This is a genomic window from Cupriavidus sp. 05N38 (assembly GCF_056397345.1).
Map to the genome: position 1 here is coordinate 1 of NZ_JBFTNF010000123.1, position 13,456 is coordinate 13,456.

General features: G+C 61.9%; 16 protein-coding genes and 1 rRNA gene. 6 read left to right on the top strand and 11 right to left on the bottom strand.

Going from position 1 to position 13,456, the window contains the following annotated elements; translation table 11 throughout:
* A 16S ribosomal RNA gene (locus tag AC1DK4_RS39770) occupies positions 1-233 on the bottom strand; the annotation flags it as partial.
* Between the two features lie 339 nt (positions 234-572).
* Between AC1DK4_RS39770 and AC1DK4_RS39775 the strand changes: the two genes are divergently transcribed.
* Complete coding sequence (locus AC1DK4_RS39775) at positions 573-875, top strand: hypothetical protein (protein WP_441624212.1); 303 nt, start codon at positions 573-575, stop codon at positions 873-875.
* Between the two features lie 706 nt (positions 876-1,581).
* Here AC1DK4_RS39775 and dusA read toward each other — a convergent pair.
* From dusA to AC1DK4_RS39790, 3 genes are all read right to left on the bottom strand, one after another.
* A complete protein-coding gene (gene dusA, locus AC1DK4_RS39780; protein ID WP_441624210.1) occupies positions 1,582-2,643 on the bottom strand; it encodes a tRNA dihydrouridine(20/20a) synthase DusA in 1,062 nt (353 codons plus the stop codon).
* A 570-nt stretch (positions 2,644-3,213) separates the two neighbouring features.
* Positions 3,214-3,402: a hypothetical protein gene (locus AC1DK4_RS39785; protein ID WP_477132225.1), complete on the bottom strand. Its 189-nt coding sequence runs from the start codon at positions 3,400-3,402 to the stop codon at positions 3,214-3,216.
* Entirely contained in the window at positions 3,369-3,563 is a 195-nt protein-coding gene (locus tag AC1DK4_RS39790) for a molybdopterin-guanine dinucleotide biosynthesis protein B (RefSeq protein ID WP_477132223.1), read from the bottom strand. Before AC1DK4_RS39790 ends, AC1DK4_RS39785 begins: the two co-directional genes overlap by 34 nt.
* 131 nt (positions 3,564-3,694) lie before the next feature.
* Between AC1DK4_RS39790 and AC1DK4_RS39795 the strand changes: the two genes are divergently transcribed.
* The 3 genes from AC1DK4_RS39795 (at position 3,695) to AC1DK4_RS39805 (ending at position 6,260) form a co-directional block, all read left to right on the top strand.
* Entirely contained in the window at positions 3,695-4,567 is an 873-nt protein-coding gene (locus AC1DK4_RS39795; protein ID WP_441624206.1) for a sulfite exporter TauE/SafE family protein, read from the top strand.
* Between the two features lie 176 nt (positions 4,568-4,743).
* Positions 4,744-5,430: an SOS response-associated peptidase gene (locus AC1DK4_RS39800; protein ID WP_441624204.1), complete on the top strand. Its 687-nt coding sequence runs from the start codon at positions 4,744-4,746 to the stop codon at positions 5,428-5,430.
* A gap of 122 nt (positions 5,431-5,552) precedes the next feature.
* The gene (locus AC1DK4_RS39805; RefSeq protein ID WP_441624202.1) at positions 5,553-6,260 is read left to right on the top strand and encodes a GntR family transcriptional regulator; all 708 of its coding nucleotides are present in this window, start codon (positions 5,553-5,555) and stop codon (positions 6,258-6,260) included.
* Positions 6,261-6,374: 114 nt separating this feature from the next.
* On the opposite strand, the gene AC1DK4_RS39810 is transcribed toward AC1DK4_RS39805, so the two are convergent.
* From AC1DK4_RS39810 to AC1DK4_RS39820, 3 genes are all read right to left on the bottom strand, one after another.
* On the bottom strand, positions 6,375-7,397 hold the full coding sequence (locus AC1DK4_RS39810) for an LLM class flavin-dependent oxidoreductase (protein ID WP_441624200.1): 1,023 nt from the start codon (positions 7,395-7,397) through the stop codon (positions 6,375-6,377).
* A gap of 14 nt (positions 7,398-7,411) precedes the next feature.
* Entirely contained in the window at positions 7,412-7,636 is a 225-nt protein-coding gene (locus AC1DK4_RS39815; RefSeq protein WP_441624198.1) for a carboxymuconolactone decarboxylase family protein, read from the bottom strand.
* Between the two features lie 64 nt (positions 7,637-7,700).
* Positions 7,701-8,384 carry a glutathione S-transferase family protein gene (locus AC1DK4_RS39820; protein ID WP_441624196.1) on the bottom strand — a complete coding sequence of 228 codons (684 nt, stop codon included), beginning with the start codon at positions 8,382-8,384 and terminating at the stop codon, positions 7,701-7,703.
* A gap of 233 nt (positions 8,385-8,617) precedes the next feature.
* Here AC1DK4_RS39820 and AC1DK4_RS39825 point away from each other — a divergent pair, with 233 nt between their 5' ends.
* On the top strand, positions 8,618-9,541 hold the full coding sequence (locus AC1DK4_RS39825; RefSeq protein WP_441624194.1) for a LysR family transcriptional regulator: 924 nt from the start codon (positions 8,618-8,620) through the stop codon (positions 9,539-9,541).
* A gap of 288 nt (positions 9,542-9,829) precedes the next feature.
* Here the strand turns inward: AC1DK4_RS39825 and AC1DK4_RS39830 are convergent, their stop codons facing one another.
* From AC1DK4_RS39830 to AC1DK4_RS39840, 3 genes are read right to left on the bottom strand one after another with little or no spacing between them, the layout of a single operon-like run.
* On the bottom strand, positions 9,830-10,462 hold the full coding sequence (locus AC1DK4_RS39830; RefSeq protein ID WP_441624192.1) for a glutathione S-transferase family protein: 633 nt from the start codon (positions 10,460-10,462) through the stop codon (positions 9,830-9,832).
* Positions 10,463-10,474: 12 nt separating this feature from the next.
* A complete protein-coding gene (locus AC1DK4_RS39835; protein ID WP_441650419.1) occupies positions 10,475-11,221 on the bottom strand; it encodes an SDR family NAD(P)-dependent oxidoreductase in 747 nt (248 codons plus the stop codon).
* 49 nt (positions 11,222-11,270) lie between these two features.
* A complete protein-coding gene (locus AC1DK4_RS39840; protein ID WP_441624188.1) occupies positions 11,271-12,017 on the bottom strand; it encodes an SDR family NAD(P)-dependent oxidoreductase in 747 nt (248 codons plus the stop codon).
* 149 nt (positions 12,018-12,166) lie between these two features.
* Between AC1DK4_RS39840 and AC1DK4_RS39845 the strand changes: the two genes are divergently transcribed.
* Positions 12,167-13,069 (top strand): LysR family transcriptional regulator, encoded by a 903-nt coding sequence (locus AC1DK4_RS39845; protein ID WP_477132224.1) that lies wholly within the window; start codon positions 12,167-12,169, stop codon positions 13,067-13,069.
* 189 nt (positions 13,070-13,258) lie between these two features.
* On the opposite strand, the gene AC1DK4_RS39850 is transcribed toward AC1DK4_RS39845, so the two are convergent.
* On the bottom strand, positions 13,259-13,456 hold a 198-nt coding region (locus AC1DK4_RS39850; RefSeq protein WP_441623863.1), incomplete at its 5' end, for a hypothetical protein.

Sequence of the window (13,456 nt, forward strand, 5' to 3'; positions counted from 1 at the left end):
ACATCGGCCGCTCCTATCGCGCGAGGCCTTGCGGTCCCCCGCTTTCACCCTCAGGTCGTATGCGGTATTAGCTAATCTTTCGACTAGTTATCCCCCACGACAGGGCACGTTCCGATGTATTACTCACCCGTTCACCCCGCAACCCTTGTCCCGTCTGCTTTGCAGCCGCGCTTCGTGTTGCGAGGGAGCGAATATTAAGGCCCGCCCACGGTCCTGGCAAGCCTTTTCTTAAATCATTTTTTTATGGCGCAAAAGGCACTTCACGAAGGGCATCAAGACCAACCGGCAAACCCGGGCTCGACAGATATCAGAGCCACTCCGTCGGCCAGCGCACGCGCCAGCCGCGGCAGGCCCATGACCACGGCGATCGGGCGGGAAGGATATCGACGTGCGGGTCCGCCCCCTCGAACGAAGCCAGGCCGAACCCGCCCGGCAGGAGCAGGCTTAACTCTGACTTAGAAAAGTCTCAGTTGGATTGGGTGCAGATTGCGCTATTTTTGCAAGCATCCTCGACACGCGCCGGTTGCCCAGCCTGACCTGCCGGCGCCTCAATCCAAATGGAAAGAACAGCGATGCGGCCCACGACAAACACCAAACAGACTTTCAAGCTTGCGGCTTCGCTCTGCCTCGTGATTCTGGTCCTTGGAAGCGCCTATGGCCTTTTCGGCCCCTCTGGCGCAGCCCACGCCACTAGTGCCGCAAACGCCACCCACACCAGCACCCCGCTTTCCTTACTGATGCAAGTCCTCGGCCCGATCGCAGCGATCCCCGCCCTGATTGGCATGTGGTCGCAGCGATTCCCCCTCGTTGGTGGCCTGGTGCTGTCCTGCCCCGCGATTGCGATATTGTTGCTGCACAGGTTCGTGATCGGCTGAACCGCCGCCGAGCAGGAACCAATGGCGCCTGCGAGCACCCAACCATGATCGCGGCTTTCGCCGCCATGTTGGGAAGTCATCATGAAGCACTCCGTGCGGGGACTGGTAGCTGCTTGCGCGTTGCTCGCCCTGATCAGCGGTTGTGCCAGCCAGGGCAGCGACGGCAGGGAATCGAGCATCACCACCTACGGCACACTCGACGTTGGCATTACTCGCAATAGCGAGAGATAGTGCGTAGTGCATACAGGATGCTGCTATCAAATCAGCCCGCATAAAAAAAGAGCCCGCAGTGCGGGCTCTTCAATTTAGCGATCTCAATTGCCCTGAAGGCCCCCGTAATCTAACCGTCATCTGGGATTTGTACTATCCGGGTAAACGGAAGGAAGCCGGATAAATCCGAGCGCAATATCGCCCGGTAAATATCGCCCGCAGTAAGCTGGCTTGCCTCACCCCAAAAAAAAGCCCGCACAAGGCGGGCTTAATAATCAGTTGAAGAAAGCCCTGTATTCGAGGGCAAGCACAGTGTATGAATTTGCAGCCCCCTCACGAATTAGGGGAATCCCTTTGCCATGAGGGCAAATCGACCTGCAAGCGAGGCCAAGTGGTCGTCGCTGCCCCTTCCGCTCTGACTGCATAAAAAGCCAGTTCGAAGTTAGAGGAAAGGCTCCAGGCAGGGCAGGCTCGTCTTCAGCCGCGGGCCGCCCGTTCAGGCTGCTTCGAGCGACGCGGCGCCCGGCCGAAGGTGCGCGCGCGCCTCTTCGAACATGGCGTCGACCCCCGCGCGGGTCCGCACCGCGTGCATGCGCCGCGCGTCCGAGAGCACCCGCCGCCACCCGCGCCCGCCGTGGATGCCCCGGTGCAGGCCAAGCATATGGCGTGTGACAGCACCCATATATCCCCCCTGCTCCACCAGGTCTCCGATATAGCGCTGCATCGCCAACTCCACCTCCAGCCGAGAAACCACCGGTGTCTGCGCACCATAGAAGCGCGTATCCATATCCGCCAGCACGTACGGCTGGTGATAGGCTTCCCGCCCGATCATCACGCCATCGACGTGAGCCAGGTGCTCATCCATCTCGTCGTGCGCCACGATGCCGCCATTGATCAGGATTTCCAGCCGCGGGAACTCGCGCTTGAGTTGGTAGGCCACCTCATAGCGCAGCGGCGGGATCTCCCGATTTTCCTTCGGGCTCAACCCCTTCAGGATCGCGTTGCGCGCATGCACGATGAAAGTCTCGCAGCCGGCCTCGGCGACCTTGCCGACAAAGTCACGCACGAAGTCATAGTGCTCGATCGTATCAATGCCGATCCGATGCTTGACCGTTACCGGGATCGACACCGCATCCCGCATCGCCCTCACACAATCCGCGACCAGCTCCGGTTCCGCCATCAGGCAAGCCCCGAATGCGCCGCGCTGCACGCGTTCGGAGGGGCAGCCACAATTGAGGTTGATCTCGACGTAGCCCCACTGCTCACCAAGTCTCGCGGCCGCCGCCAGGTCGGCCGGCTCGCTGCCGCCGAGCTGCAGCGCCACCGGCTGCTCCGCCGCGTCGAAGTCCAGGTGCCGCGCCACGTCGCCGTGCAGGAGCGCACCGGTGGTCACCATCTCCGTGTAAAGCCAGGTATGGCGGCTCAACTGCCGGTGAAACATGCGGCAGTGACGATCGGTCCAATCCATCATCGGCGCGACCGATATTCTCCGGCCCGTTGATTTTTCTGCGATTCCGACTCCAGCTTCGATTTGCGGGGAATTCTGAACGTATGCCATGACCTGCCGTTACTGCCTGTTTAGGCTCATTTTTGAGCTTGGGTGTTTCAATGTTGCGCCGAAAAAACCATGCTGCACCGAGGATTGTGGGCACCATTCTTCAGCGCGAACGCAAGGACGAGAGTATAGGTTAGACAGCAGTGATCCGCCTGAAGCGAGGCGGCAAGGCGGTGCTCACCGAAACGAAGACGTTTGACCGCCGCCCGGCCGCCGCGAACTGGATGGAAAAGCGCGAGCGGGAACTGGCGCAGCCCGGTGGGCTGGAAGCGGCACAACTGGATGACCCGCTGCTCAGCGCCGAGATTGACCGCTATATAAGAGAGTCTCGCAAAACATCGGCCGGACGAAGACCCAGGTGCCCGGCGCCATCAAGGCCGCCCGGATCGCGGTCGATGCATTGCTCGAAGATCGGCAGCCGGGAGATCATGCAGTTCGCGCAGAGCCTCGGCGTCCTCCCGCAGACGGTAGGTCGCCAGCGCGTTGGCCGGGGGTTCAAGTACATGTGCCCAACCTGTGGCACCTACGGCAGACAAATTTTGCGAAGCCCATCCTCCATAACAAGGACATCACCTACCTTGCGTGAGCCTCGTCCGGCACAACAGCCGTAGCCAGGCGTCGTAAGGTTTCCTCGATCGGAAGCGCGTACTCGAAGACCAGGTCCGCAGCTTCGCCTGCATTATCCAGATGAGCATGCGGCAGCGAGATATCACTAAGGGTGTCGCTGATCACCGCCACAATGTCCGGATCGTGCGGATACATCCAGGGCTTGTCGTTGGCATCCCGGAAGCAACGTCAAACGCATCATGGGCATGCTTCAGCGTCGACACTGTCAGGCCGCGAGCCTTCAATGCCGGGATGACCTTTGAGATCAGGGTGGTTTTGCCGGCGCCGCTCGCTCCAGACAGTCCAATAACTCGCATATTCGCACTCGCAGTGACAACGCAGAAAACGTTATGTACTGGCGACTATAACGGTATGTGGCAAAGCCGTAAATATGAATCCGGAGTGCCGAATTGGCCGCCTGCAAGCATGAATTCGGGCGGAGCGCCTGGTGAGTGACACTCGCGCAAGTTATGCTGTGAGAGGCATAACTTTTCTAAAAAATTGGGCTGCCATGGCCGAAACAGCGCCCGAACGTCCTTATAAGCAGGCTTCCGCAGTAGTCGGTGGCGGACTTGTGGGTACTCTGGGTGGCCTAATCGGCCTCGGCGGCGCGGAATTTCGCCTGCCGCTTCTCATCGGTTTCTATCGCTTTGCGGCGCTGGAGGCGGTGATCCTCAACAAGGCAATGAGCCTCGTCGTCGTTGCTTTTGCCCTGCCGTTTAGGACGCAGGCAGTGCCCATCGCCGATGTGCTCGCGAACTGGCCGGTGATCCTGAACTTGCTCGCTGGCAGCATTCTCGGCGCATGGTGCGGCGCGAGCTGGGCTACACGTATGCGCTCGGAAGCCCTGTATCGAGTAATTGCAGTGCTGTTGGTCTGCATGGCCCTAGTACTTCTGACGAGCAACCACAGCGAGAGCCAGCACGCCATGCTTACCCCCGGCGCGCTGCAGGTCGCAGGCGGCGTCATTGCGGGCTTTCTCATCGGTGTAGTGGCCGCCGTCATGGGTGTCGCTGGCGGCGAACTCCTGATCCCGACGCTTACGCTTGTCTTCGGCGTGGATCTCAAGCTGGCCGGGAGTCTTAGCCTCGCCATCAGCCTGCCGACGATGCTCACGGCATTTGCGCGGTACAGCCGGGATCGGAGCTTCACCGTTCTCATCCGCCATCGAGCCTTTGCGGCGATGATGGCAGTGGGATCCATTCTTGGCGCGTATCTTGGTGGCAGATTGCTGGGCATCGTGCCGACGACTGTGCTGCTACCCCTACTCGCAGCGATCCTCGTCGTCTCCGCGGTGAAGGTCTGGCGCCACGCCTCCTGAGCGGCCAAAATCGTACTCGGAAGGCCGTTGTATCGCATCGCCCGGATCCTCGAGACCTTCCGCAAGGAAATCCGCGGCGAGCCTTGCATCGAGGAGCGCGAAGCCTGGCTGCGGGACTTTTTTGGACCACCGAATCAAGGCGCTTACACTCGCAAGAGAAACGGAAGGGACTAACCATGTGCGTCAACTACGCCCCGATCCAGCGCCAGGTGCTACGCGACATCTTTGGCATCGARCCGCCGCCCGCGGAGTGGAAGGCCGAAACCTGGCCAGACTACCCCGCGCCGATCATCCGCGCGACCGAGGGCGGTGGTCGCGAATGCGCGGTCGCATCGTTCAGCATGGTGCCCAAGGCAAAGATTCCACCTGGTGCCCGCTACTATCCAACTGCGAACGCGCGCTTCGAGACGATCGGCAAGCTGAGTTCATTCGCCAAGCACTGGAAGGCCGGTCAGCTCTGCCTGATACCGGCGACATCCTTCTATGAGCCCAACTGGGAAACTGGCAAGGCGGTGCGCTGGCGCATCAGCATGGCGGACGGCGAGCCGTTCGCTATCGCAGGTCTCTGGCGCACCTGGCCGGATGGCGCCATCAGCTTTACGATGCCGACGCTCAACGCGGATAGCGACCCTCTCATGCGCCGGTTCCACAAGCCAGGCGACGAGAAGCGCGGGATTGTGGTCTTGCCGCGCGACACCTGGGCCGACTGGCTGTCATGTCGAGACCCCGAGATTGCCAGAACCTTCCTGCGATTGCTCCCGGCAGAGTTGATGGATGCCGAGCCGGCCCCCGTCACCCGAAATAAGGCCGCGCCCTCCGCACAGACAGACGATCGTCCCGGGGCGAGCGCGGAGCTGTTCTGACCCCGGAGAGGCTATTTCCCCTTCGGAGGGTTGTTCGGTGCTCCATCGACTCGAATTCCTTCGAGTGACCGCAGGTCGAGGCAAAGTAGTAGGCGCGAGAGCATGATCTGTGTCTGCTCGATGTGGTCTTCGATCTTGAAGCGCTCTTCTTCCGAGAGCGCTCCCCTGCCAATTGGCAGGTTGTATTCGGGGTCAGCCGTGCGCCAATCCGGGAGGCGCTCCTCAAGCTTGAAGGGGAGGGACTGGTGGAAACGCAACCGCGCCGTGGCGTGGTCGTTACGGTCCTGTCCACCGAAGACTTCGAGGAAATTCTGGCCATGCGCATGGCGTTGGAATCCCTCGCCATAGAGCACGCTGCAAAACATTTCACGCCGGAAGATGCCCAGGCCGCGCTTGCGATTGTCGAGCAGGGGCGCGTTGATATGCGCGCTTCACCCAGTGCGGATCCCGGCAAGGAATTTGACTCGAGATGGGGCGATCTGAATAGCGCCTTCCACCGTCGACTCTATGAGCCAGCGCGCTTGCCGCGCCTTCTCGCCAGCATCGAAAACCTCCAGCATCTGTTTATTCGCCATTTGCGAATGCGCATGCGCACCGCCGGAAAGGACGCTCCAGGCGACAGGGAACTTATGGGATCGTTGCACGAGAACTCAGAAGCCAACCTACAGGAATGGGCAACCGTCCTGGATGAGCATGAGCAAATGGTCCTGGCCTGTGCGCGTCACGACGCGCCGGCAGCGATCGCAGTGCTCAAGCGCCACATTTCCAGCCATGGGAGCGAATTGGTCAAGCGCATACGGGAAAGCAGCGCGAAATCTGCCTCCAACTAGGAGCGAGCAGGCGTTGCTTCGCGAGGCTTCATAGTTCATAGAACCGAACGACCGTAGTAGTCCATACAGCACAGCTTTGCGGGTCATATGCCTGCTTCCCATAGGTGAACGCCATTAGCGCCAGCCGAGGCCGGGCGCGACGTGCGTGAGAATCGATTCGATCATGTGCGCGCAATATTTCACACCCAATTGGTTAGGCACGGTGAGTAGCAACGTATCGGCCGCCGCAATTGCCTCGTCCTTTGCCAGTTCCGCGATAAGGACATCAGGTTCAGCGGCGTAATTTCGGCCAAAGATCTTTCTAACATCGTCGTCAAGAAAGCCGACGGTGTCGTTGCCCTGAGTGCCGCGACCAAAATACATCCGGTCCTGGTCGTTCACGAGCGCGAAGATACTCCGGCTGACCGACACCCGCGGCTCTCGTGTATGCCCAGCCTCTTTCCATGCATCACGGTAAGCGCGAATCTGCTCTGCTTGCTGGATATGAAGCGGACGGCCCGTCTCGTCATTCTTCAACGTTGAGGTCTGAAGATTCATGCCCATCCTCGCGGCCCACACCGCCGTTGCGTCGGAGCCTGAACCCCACCAGATGCGGTCGCGAAGTCCATCGGAATGCGGTTCGATTCGCAAAAGGCCCAACGGGTTGGGAAACATGGGCCTCGGATTCGCCTGCGCAAAGCCCTTGCCCCGCAGCACCTCATAGAAGACTTCCGTATGGCGGCGCGCCAGGTCAGCATGAGTCTCACCCTCGCCAGGCGCGTACCCGAAGTGGCGCCAACCGTCGATAACCTGTTCGCCTGAGCCTCGGCTGATACCAAGCTGCAGACGTCCGCCGGCAATCAGATCGGCTGCCCCGGCATCTTCCGCCATATAGAGCGGATTCTCGTAACGCATGTCGATGACACCCGTTCCGATTTCAATCCGACTGGTTCTTGCTCCGATCGCTGCGAGAAGCGGAAATGGAGATGCAAGCTGTTGCGCGAAATGATGGACGCGGAAGAAGGCACCATCCGCGCCCAGCTCCTCGGCGGCGACCGCCAGGTCGATGGATTGCAGAAGCACATCCGCCGCCGTCCGTGCCCGCGAATTCACGGAATCGGCCCAGTGGCCAAAGGAGAGAAAGCCAATCTTTTTCATAGTGATAGACGCGGCTATTTGGGCCGCTTCTCAAAGACATCCTTGACGATACGGAGCGCGCTAGAGTCGCCGGACCAAGCCGTGTAGAGCGCCAGTTGGGTCATGCCTTCCGATGCTTGCGCCCGGGTCAGCCCGTTGTTCATTGCTCGGTTCACGTAGAAGGCCAATAATTGTGGGCCACCTCCCCGCTCGGCCGAGAGACGATGAGAAAGGTTAAGCGCCGCCGCGACTATCTTCATCGGTCCGCGGCATGCCGGCCCCGGCCGTTTGCGGGCGGACAGCGTGGGCGTTCTCGCGGCCGGCCTAGACTGTGAACGAAGCGTTCTGAGGGAACAGGGCGCGCCGGGTTTCTTCGTCAAACTCGGATTTGAACTGGAGTTTTTCCTTCAGAGCCAGGGCACGGACGGCCGCTGGGCGTGCCGAGATTTCATCGATCAGACGCTTGACGTGCGGATAGTCCGTCAGACCCTTCTCGCCGAAGATATAGCCGGCGTAATTAGCCCAGCCCCAGAGTGCCATGTCGGCGATCGAATAAGTGTCGCCGGCGAGATACTTTGAGTCGGCGAGACGCGCATCGAGAACACGGTATTGGCGCTCGACTTCCTTCAGATAGCGGTGACGCGCATACGGCAGGGGTTCCGGCGCATGGTGCTGGAAGTGCACGGCCTGACCGGAGAATGGCGACAGGCCGGTCGCGACGAACAGCAGCCAAGAGAGCATCGCTGCATGCTGCGCCGGCGCGGACGGCATAAACTTGCCGTGCTTTGCACCCAGGTGCAGCAGAATGGCATGGGAATCGAATACAGCGACACCATCGTCGACAATGGCGGGCACTTTGCCATTCGGATTGATCTTCAGGTATTCCGGTTTGTGCTGCTCTCCCTTGAACGTATCGACAGCAACCAATTCGAATGGAGTTTCAAGCTCCTCCAACAGGAGCGCGACTTTGGTGGGATTGGGCGTCGGGTGGAAGTAAAACTGAAGCATGATATTTCCTCGATAGGGACATGAGATCAAGCGCAGCGCTGCAATGCTCTGCGAATCCACTCGGCAACCGACGCGATCCTCGGTACTACGCCTTGTATCGCAGGCAGGGCGGGCAAGTGAATCGCGAGCCAGTTGCCTTTGAGGCGGCTCCCGGATCGCGTAGAGAGATGGTGAACCGAAAGCCTTGATTTGCCGTACGATCTGCCCGATGGATACGTTCGACGGGATCGCACATGTTGTCTGACGACGAATTGGCCTTGCTGGAAGCCATTCGCGAAACCGGCAGCCTGTCGCGTGCGGCGGCGCGGCTAGGTAAGGCGCCGTCGACGATTTCGCATGCGGCGCGGCAACTCGAGGCGCGCTTCGACGCACTATTGTTCGATCGCCGCCACTACCGGGTGCAGTTGACGCCCGCGGGCCAGGTGCTCGCCGATGAAGCCGCGCGCCTGACACTCGACATGTCGCGCGTGACGCAACGCGTGCGGCAGATTGCGAGCGGCTGGGAAGATCGGCTCTGGATCGTCACCGACGAGATTATCGAATTTGAATTGCTGATGCCGGTGGTGCGCAGCTTCGACGCGCTAGATTCCGGCGTCAAATTGCGCTTTACGCACGAGGTCCTGGGCGGCACGTGGGAAGCATTGCGCGACGGGCGCGCGGACCTGATCGTCGGCGCGACCAATGAGCCCCCGGCGGTTCCCGGACTGCGCTGGTTCGAGCTCGGCGTGATTGAGTGGGTATTCGCAGTGGCGGCTCGTCATCCTTTGGCACGCGCTGAAGCACCGCTTGAGCGCGAGCAACTGCGCGCGCATCGGTCGGTAGTAGTAGCCGATTCGTCGCGCACGACAGCGGGACGCGCTTATGGCGTGATCGGTGGCCAGGCCATGCTAGCCGTGCCGAATATGCAAGCGAAGATACTCGCGCAGCGCGACGGCCTGGGCATCGGCTGGCTGCCGCGTCATCGCGTCGCGTCGTTGCTGAAAGATGGCAAACTGGTGGAGAAGGCGACAGCCGATCAGCGCGAGCCGACTGTGTCGTATGTCGCTTGGCGCGGCGATCGCGAGGGGCGCGCGTTGCAATGGTGGCTGGAACAGTTGCGGCACCCGCGCCTGGCCAGTCGATTGGTACACGGTGTGGATATGGCAATTGGCGCGTGAGGCGCGCGTGAAATGCATGCTTCTATACGGACTGCGCTGCGTATCGTGGGATCGTACGTGCCGCACTGGACGATAGGGTTTCGTGCGCGGTACGGCTGACAGCGGCGGGGAACGGGCCGGCCTGGCGGCATGATCTTAAGGTGCTCGCGAAGAAACACCACGTTCTTGCCGCCAAGCAGCGCGGCTCTTGTGGAAGGCATAGTGTTTCCCTAAAAAGAAAGCCATCCGAAGATGGCTTGGTGAATCGTGCCCGGCAGCGCAGGTCAACGCGCCGCTGCGGACCCAGCCTTACGCCGTGGCACTGGGACGGGCGGAGACGATCTCATGCCACCGCTTTACCGCGACATGTGTCTCGGGCACCGGCATCGCCAGCGCCTTCGTCGCGAAGTCGACGGCAGCGAGCGCGGTGATGTCGGCGGCGGAGAAGAGATCCCCCGCGACGAACGCGGCACGATCCAGTTGCGCCTCGATGTCGTCGTAGAAATTCGCGACCCGTTGCTTGCTGCGCTCGACCAGCGCCGGGATCTGGTCGTACCCATGCGGGCCGGAAATTGCGCGCCCTTTGAGTCCCGCGGCGGCATTGCGAACGCCCTCCATCACGGCGGCGAACCCCTCGATCTCCATGCGCCGTTCCCACATCGCGACGACGGCCTTGTCTACCGCCGTCGTGCCATACAGCGATGGCAGCGCATGGGCATCGTCGAGATAGCGCATGATTGTCGACGCCTCGCCGATGACCGTACCGTCGTCGAGCACCAGGGCCGGGACGACGCCGCGCGGATTGATCGCGCGATAGGCTTCCGAGAGTTGCTCCCGCGTGCCGAGATCGACCGGCACGAGTTCCACTTCCAGTCCCTTTTCCGCAATCAGCATCCTGACGCGACGCGAGTTTGGCGAGCCGTTGGCATGATAAAGCTTCATTGATATCTCCGATTAGAGTTTCGAGCCGCCGTCGACGCGCAGCGTCTCGCCGGTAATCCATCGGGCCCGGTCGGATGCGAGAAACTCGATCGCCGCGCCGATGTCGTCGGGTTCGGCCATGCGTTTGAGTGCCTGCATGCCGAGCGTGAAGGCCCTGCCCTCCTCGCTCCTGGCGAAGCTGGACATCTCGGTCGGCACCACGCCAGGTGCCACCGCGTTGACGCGGATGCCGCGCTCGCCAAGGGCCGAGGCGAAGTGCTTGACGAGCGTGTCGATGGCGCCCTTGGTTGCCGAATACGCCGGCAGCGCGCCCACGGCGGCATGCGCCGCGAGCGACGACAGCAGCACCACGCTGCTGCCTTTGCACATGACCGGCAGCAACTGCTGGACGAGGAAGAACGGAGCCCGCACGTTCACCGCGAACAGGTCGTCGAAGTCTTCCACCGTGGTCTCCTCGATGGTCGCCGCGCGCGAGATTCCGGCATTGGCCACGAGGATGTCMAGCCGGCCACCGATAACTGCGCGCGCTCGCTGTGCAAGCGCATGGGGACCATCGTGAGCACGCAGGTCGGCGGCGATCTTCTCGGCCTTCCCGCCGAATGCGTGGATTTCGGCGACGACCGCATCCGCGTCGCGCGCCGCCTTTCCGTAGTGAACCAGCACCTGCGCGCCGGCCCTGGCCAGCGCAAGCGCGCTGGCGCGGCCGATGCCTCGCGATGCGCCCGTCACGAGCGCGGTCTTACCAGTCAGCGTGTTCATGATCTGTGACTCCCTTGTTCAGTTGTTCCGAGAATGCGCATCGCGTGTATCAGCCGGCGGTCTTGCCGCCATCGATGGTGAGAATCTGGCCGGTGACAAACGTCGCGCCTGCGGACGCGAGATAGATCACGGCCGCGGCGATGTCTTCCGGCTTGCCGAGGCGAGCCAACGGTACGCCACTGGCCAGCGCCGCTTTGTTCTCGGGCGTCCCCGTGAAGCGGTCGAGCATGCCGGTTTCGGTGGGTCCGGGTGCCACTGCATTGACGCGCACCCCGGTGCCAGCGACTTCGAGTGCCGCCGACTTGGTGATGCCTTCCACCGCATGCTTGCTACCCGCATAGACCGCGGCATAGGCCGCGCCTTCGTGACCATAGGTCGACGAGATGTTGATCACGACCCCGGAACGCTGCGCCGTCATGACGCGAAGCGCGTGCTTGAGGCTCAGCAATGTGCCCAGCACATTCGTGTCGAACGTGGCCGTATAGCTTTCCGCGGTCTGTTCGGTCAGCGGGCCCGGCCGGCCTTCCGTACCGGCATTGTTGACGGCGACATCCAGACGGCCGAAGCGGGACACGGCCTGATCGACCAGATGGCGCACTTCCTGGTCGTGGCGCACATCGGCCTGCACGAAGAACGCATCGGCGCCGAGCTCGCGTAGTTCGGCTTCGAGTGCGGCACCTTCGGCGGGCCGGCGGCCCGAGACGACGAGATTCACGCCAGTGCGAGCGAATGCAAGCGCGGTGGCACGACCGATGCCGGTCAGTGCGCCAGTGATGAGAACGACGGGACTGCTCATGGGAAACTCCTGTAAGGTATCGCTGTCCAGCATGGATAAGGTTGCGTGGACAGTGGAACGGGGTTGCTGCAGGGACCAATCTAGGGTCTTCCGGCGCCCATGAAAAAGACTTTGTAAGCTTGTGGGCATGCCTGCCAGGCATGGGGCTGATGGAATTGAGACATCTTCGGTACTTCATCGCGGTCGCGGAAGCCGGCAGCCTGACCGAGGCCGCGGCCAATCGGCTGCATACTTCGCAGCCCTCGCTAAGCCGGCAGATCCGCGATCTCGAGGAGCAGGTCGGCGTCGAATTGCTGCGCCGCAGTGCGCACGGCGTGGCGTTGACGGATGCAGGCCAGGCCTTTATCGACCATGCGCGGCTGGCCATGGCACAGGTCGACGCCGCGGTGGAAGCGGCCCGCCGCGCGGCACGACCTGCCAAGCCGCGCTTTGCACTCGGCTTTCTGACTGGCCAGGAGATGACATGGCTGACGGACGCCATGCACTTGCTGCGCGCAGAGCTGCCGAATATCGAGGTGAGCGTATCGAGCGACTACTCCACGGAACTGGCCGCCGCGGTGGCCCATGGCAAGCTCGACGTCGCCTTCATGCGCGCCGAGCCCGGGTACGACCTCGAATACAAGGTCATTGCCCAGGAGCCGCTGGTCGTGCTGATGCCGAGCGACCATGCATTGACCGCGCGCGACGCGCTGCGTGCGGAGGATCTCCGCAACGAGCCGTTCATCGCCATGGGAGACAAGGCGAAGGTGCTGCGGGGGGTCGTCGATGCTTATCTGGCCAGTTCGGGCGTCGAGGTCGAGATCGCGCAAAGCGTCGATAATCCGGCCATGGTGATGTCGCTGATCGCATCGACCCGCGGCATGACGCTAATCCCGGCTTATGTGGAGAACCTGATGCCGTGGTCGGTGGTCAGCCGGCYGCTGACGGGCGAAATCCCGACCATTGATCTCGTCGTCGGGTATAGCCCGAGCAATGCCGCGCCAACGCTTGCGCTGTTCCTGTCCCGGCTCGATGAACTGAGATCGAGGATCGCCGGGCGCGCCGGACAGTGAACGGCGCCGATTCCCGGGGTGCAAGCGCATGCCAGGGCGCGCAATACCGTGCAATCCTTCGGCCGGGGCACTGGTAGTTGCCAAGCGGGAAGATCCGGCACTGCGTGTCTGGACGCAGTGCCGGCTGTCAAAGCCACAGGTCACGACCGTGGAAACCGCAGGGTTTCCACGAGGCGCGACGCGTGTCGCTCAGACCTTGGCGTGGGTAGCAGCCCATTGCGAAGGATTGACATCGATAGCCAGTCCGAGGCCGGAGCCGATCACGCCGACGTTGTTGAGCGTGTTGACGTTGATGCTCTGCAGCTGGGCGATGTTCTGGTTGACGTTGACATTGACGTTGGCCACCGGGCCCAGTCCCTGCATCCAGGTGTTGGCGCCGCCGCGCAC

Bases quoted from the DNA above. Each gene is read 5' to 3' on its own strand.
- AC1DK4_RS39810 (WP_441624200.1), bottom strand. From the start codon at position 7,397: ATGAAAAAGATTGGCTTTCTCTCCTTTGGCCACTGGGCCGATTCCGTG.
- AC1DK4_RS39815 (WP_441624198.1), bottom strand. From the start codon at position 7,636: ATGAAGATAGTCGCGGCGGCGCTTAACCTTTCTCATCGTCTCTCGGCC.
- AC1DK4_RS39785 (WP_477132225.1), bottom strand. From the start codon at position 3,402: ATGTATCCGCACGATCCGGACATTGTGGCGGTGATCAGCGACACCCTT.
- AC1DK4_RS39790 (WP_477132223.1), bottom strand. From the start codon at position 3,563: ATGCGAGTTATTGGACTGTCTGGAGCGAGCGGCGCCGGCAAAACCACC.
- dusA (WP_441624210.1), bottom strand. From the start codon at position 2,643: ATGGCATACGTTCAGAATTCCCCGCAAATCGAAGCTGGAGTCGGAATC.
- AC1DK4_RS39840 (WP_441624188.1), bottom strand. From the start codon at position 12,017: ATGAGCAGTCCCGTCGTTCTCATCACTGGCGCACTGACCGGCATCGGT.
- AC1DK4_RS39775 (WP_441624212.1), top strand. From the start codon at position 573: ATGCGGCCCACGACAAACACCAAACAGACTTTCAAGCTTGCGGCTTCG.
- AC1DK4_RS39820 (WP_441624196.1), bottom strand. From the start codon at position 8,384: ATGCTTCAGTTTTACTTCCACCCGACGCCCAATCCCACCAAAGTCGCG.
- AC1DK4_RS39825 (WP_441624194.1), top strand. From the start codon at position 8,618: ATGTTGTCTGACGACGAATTGGCCTTGCTGGAAGCCATTCGCGAAACC.
- AC1DK4_RS39830 (WP_441624192.1), bottom strand. From the start codon at position 10,462: ATGAAGCTTTATCATGCCAACGGCTCGCCAAACTCGCGTCGCGTCAGG.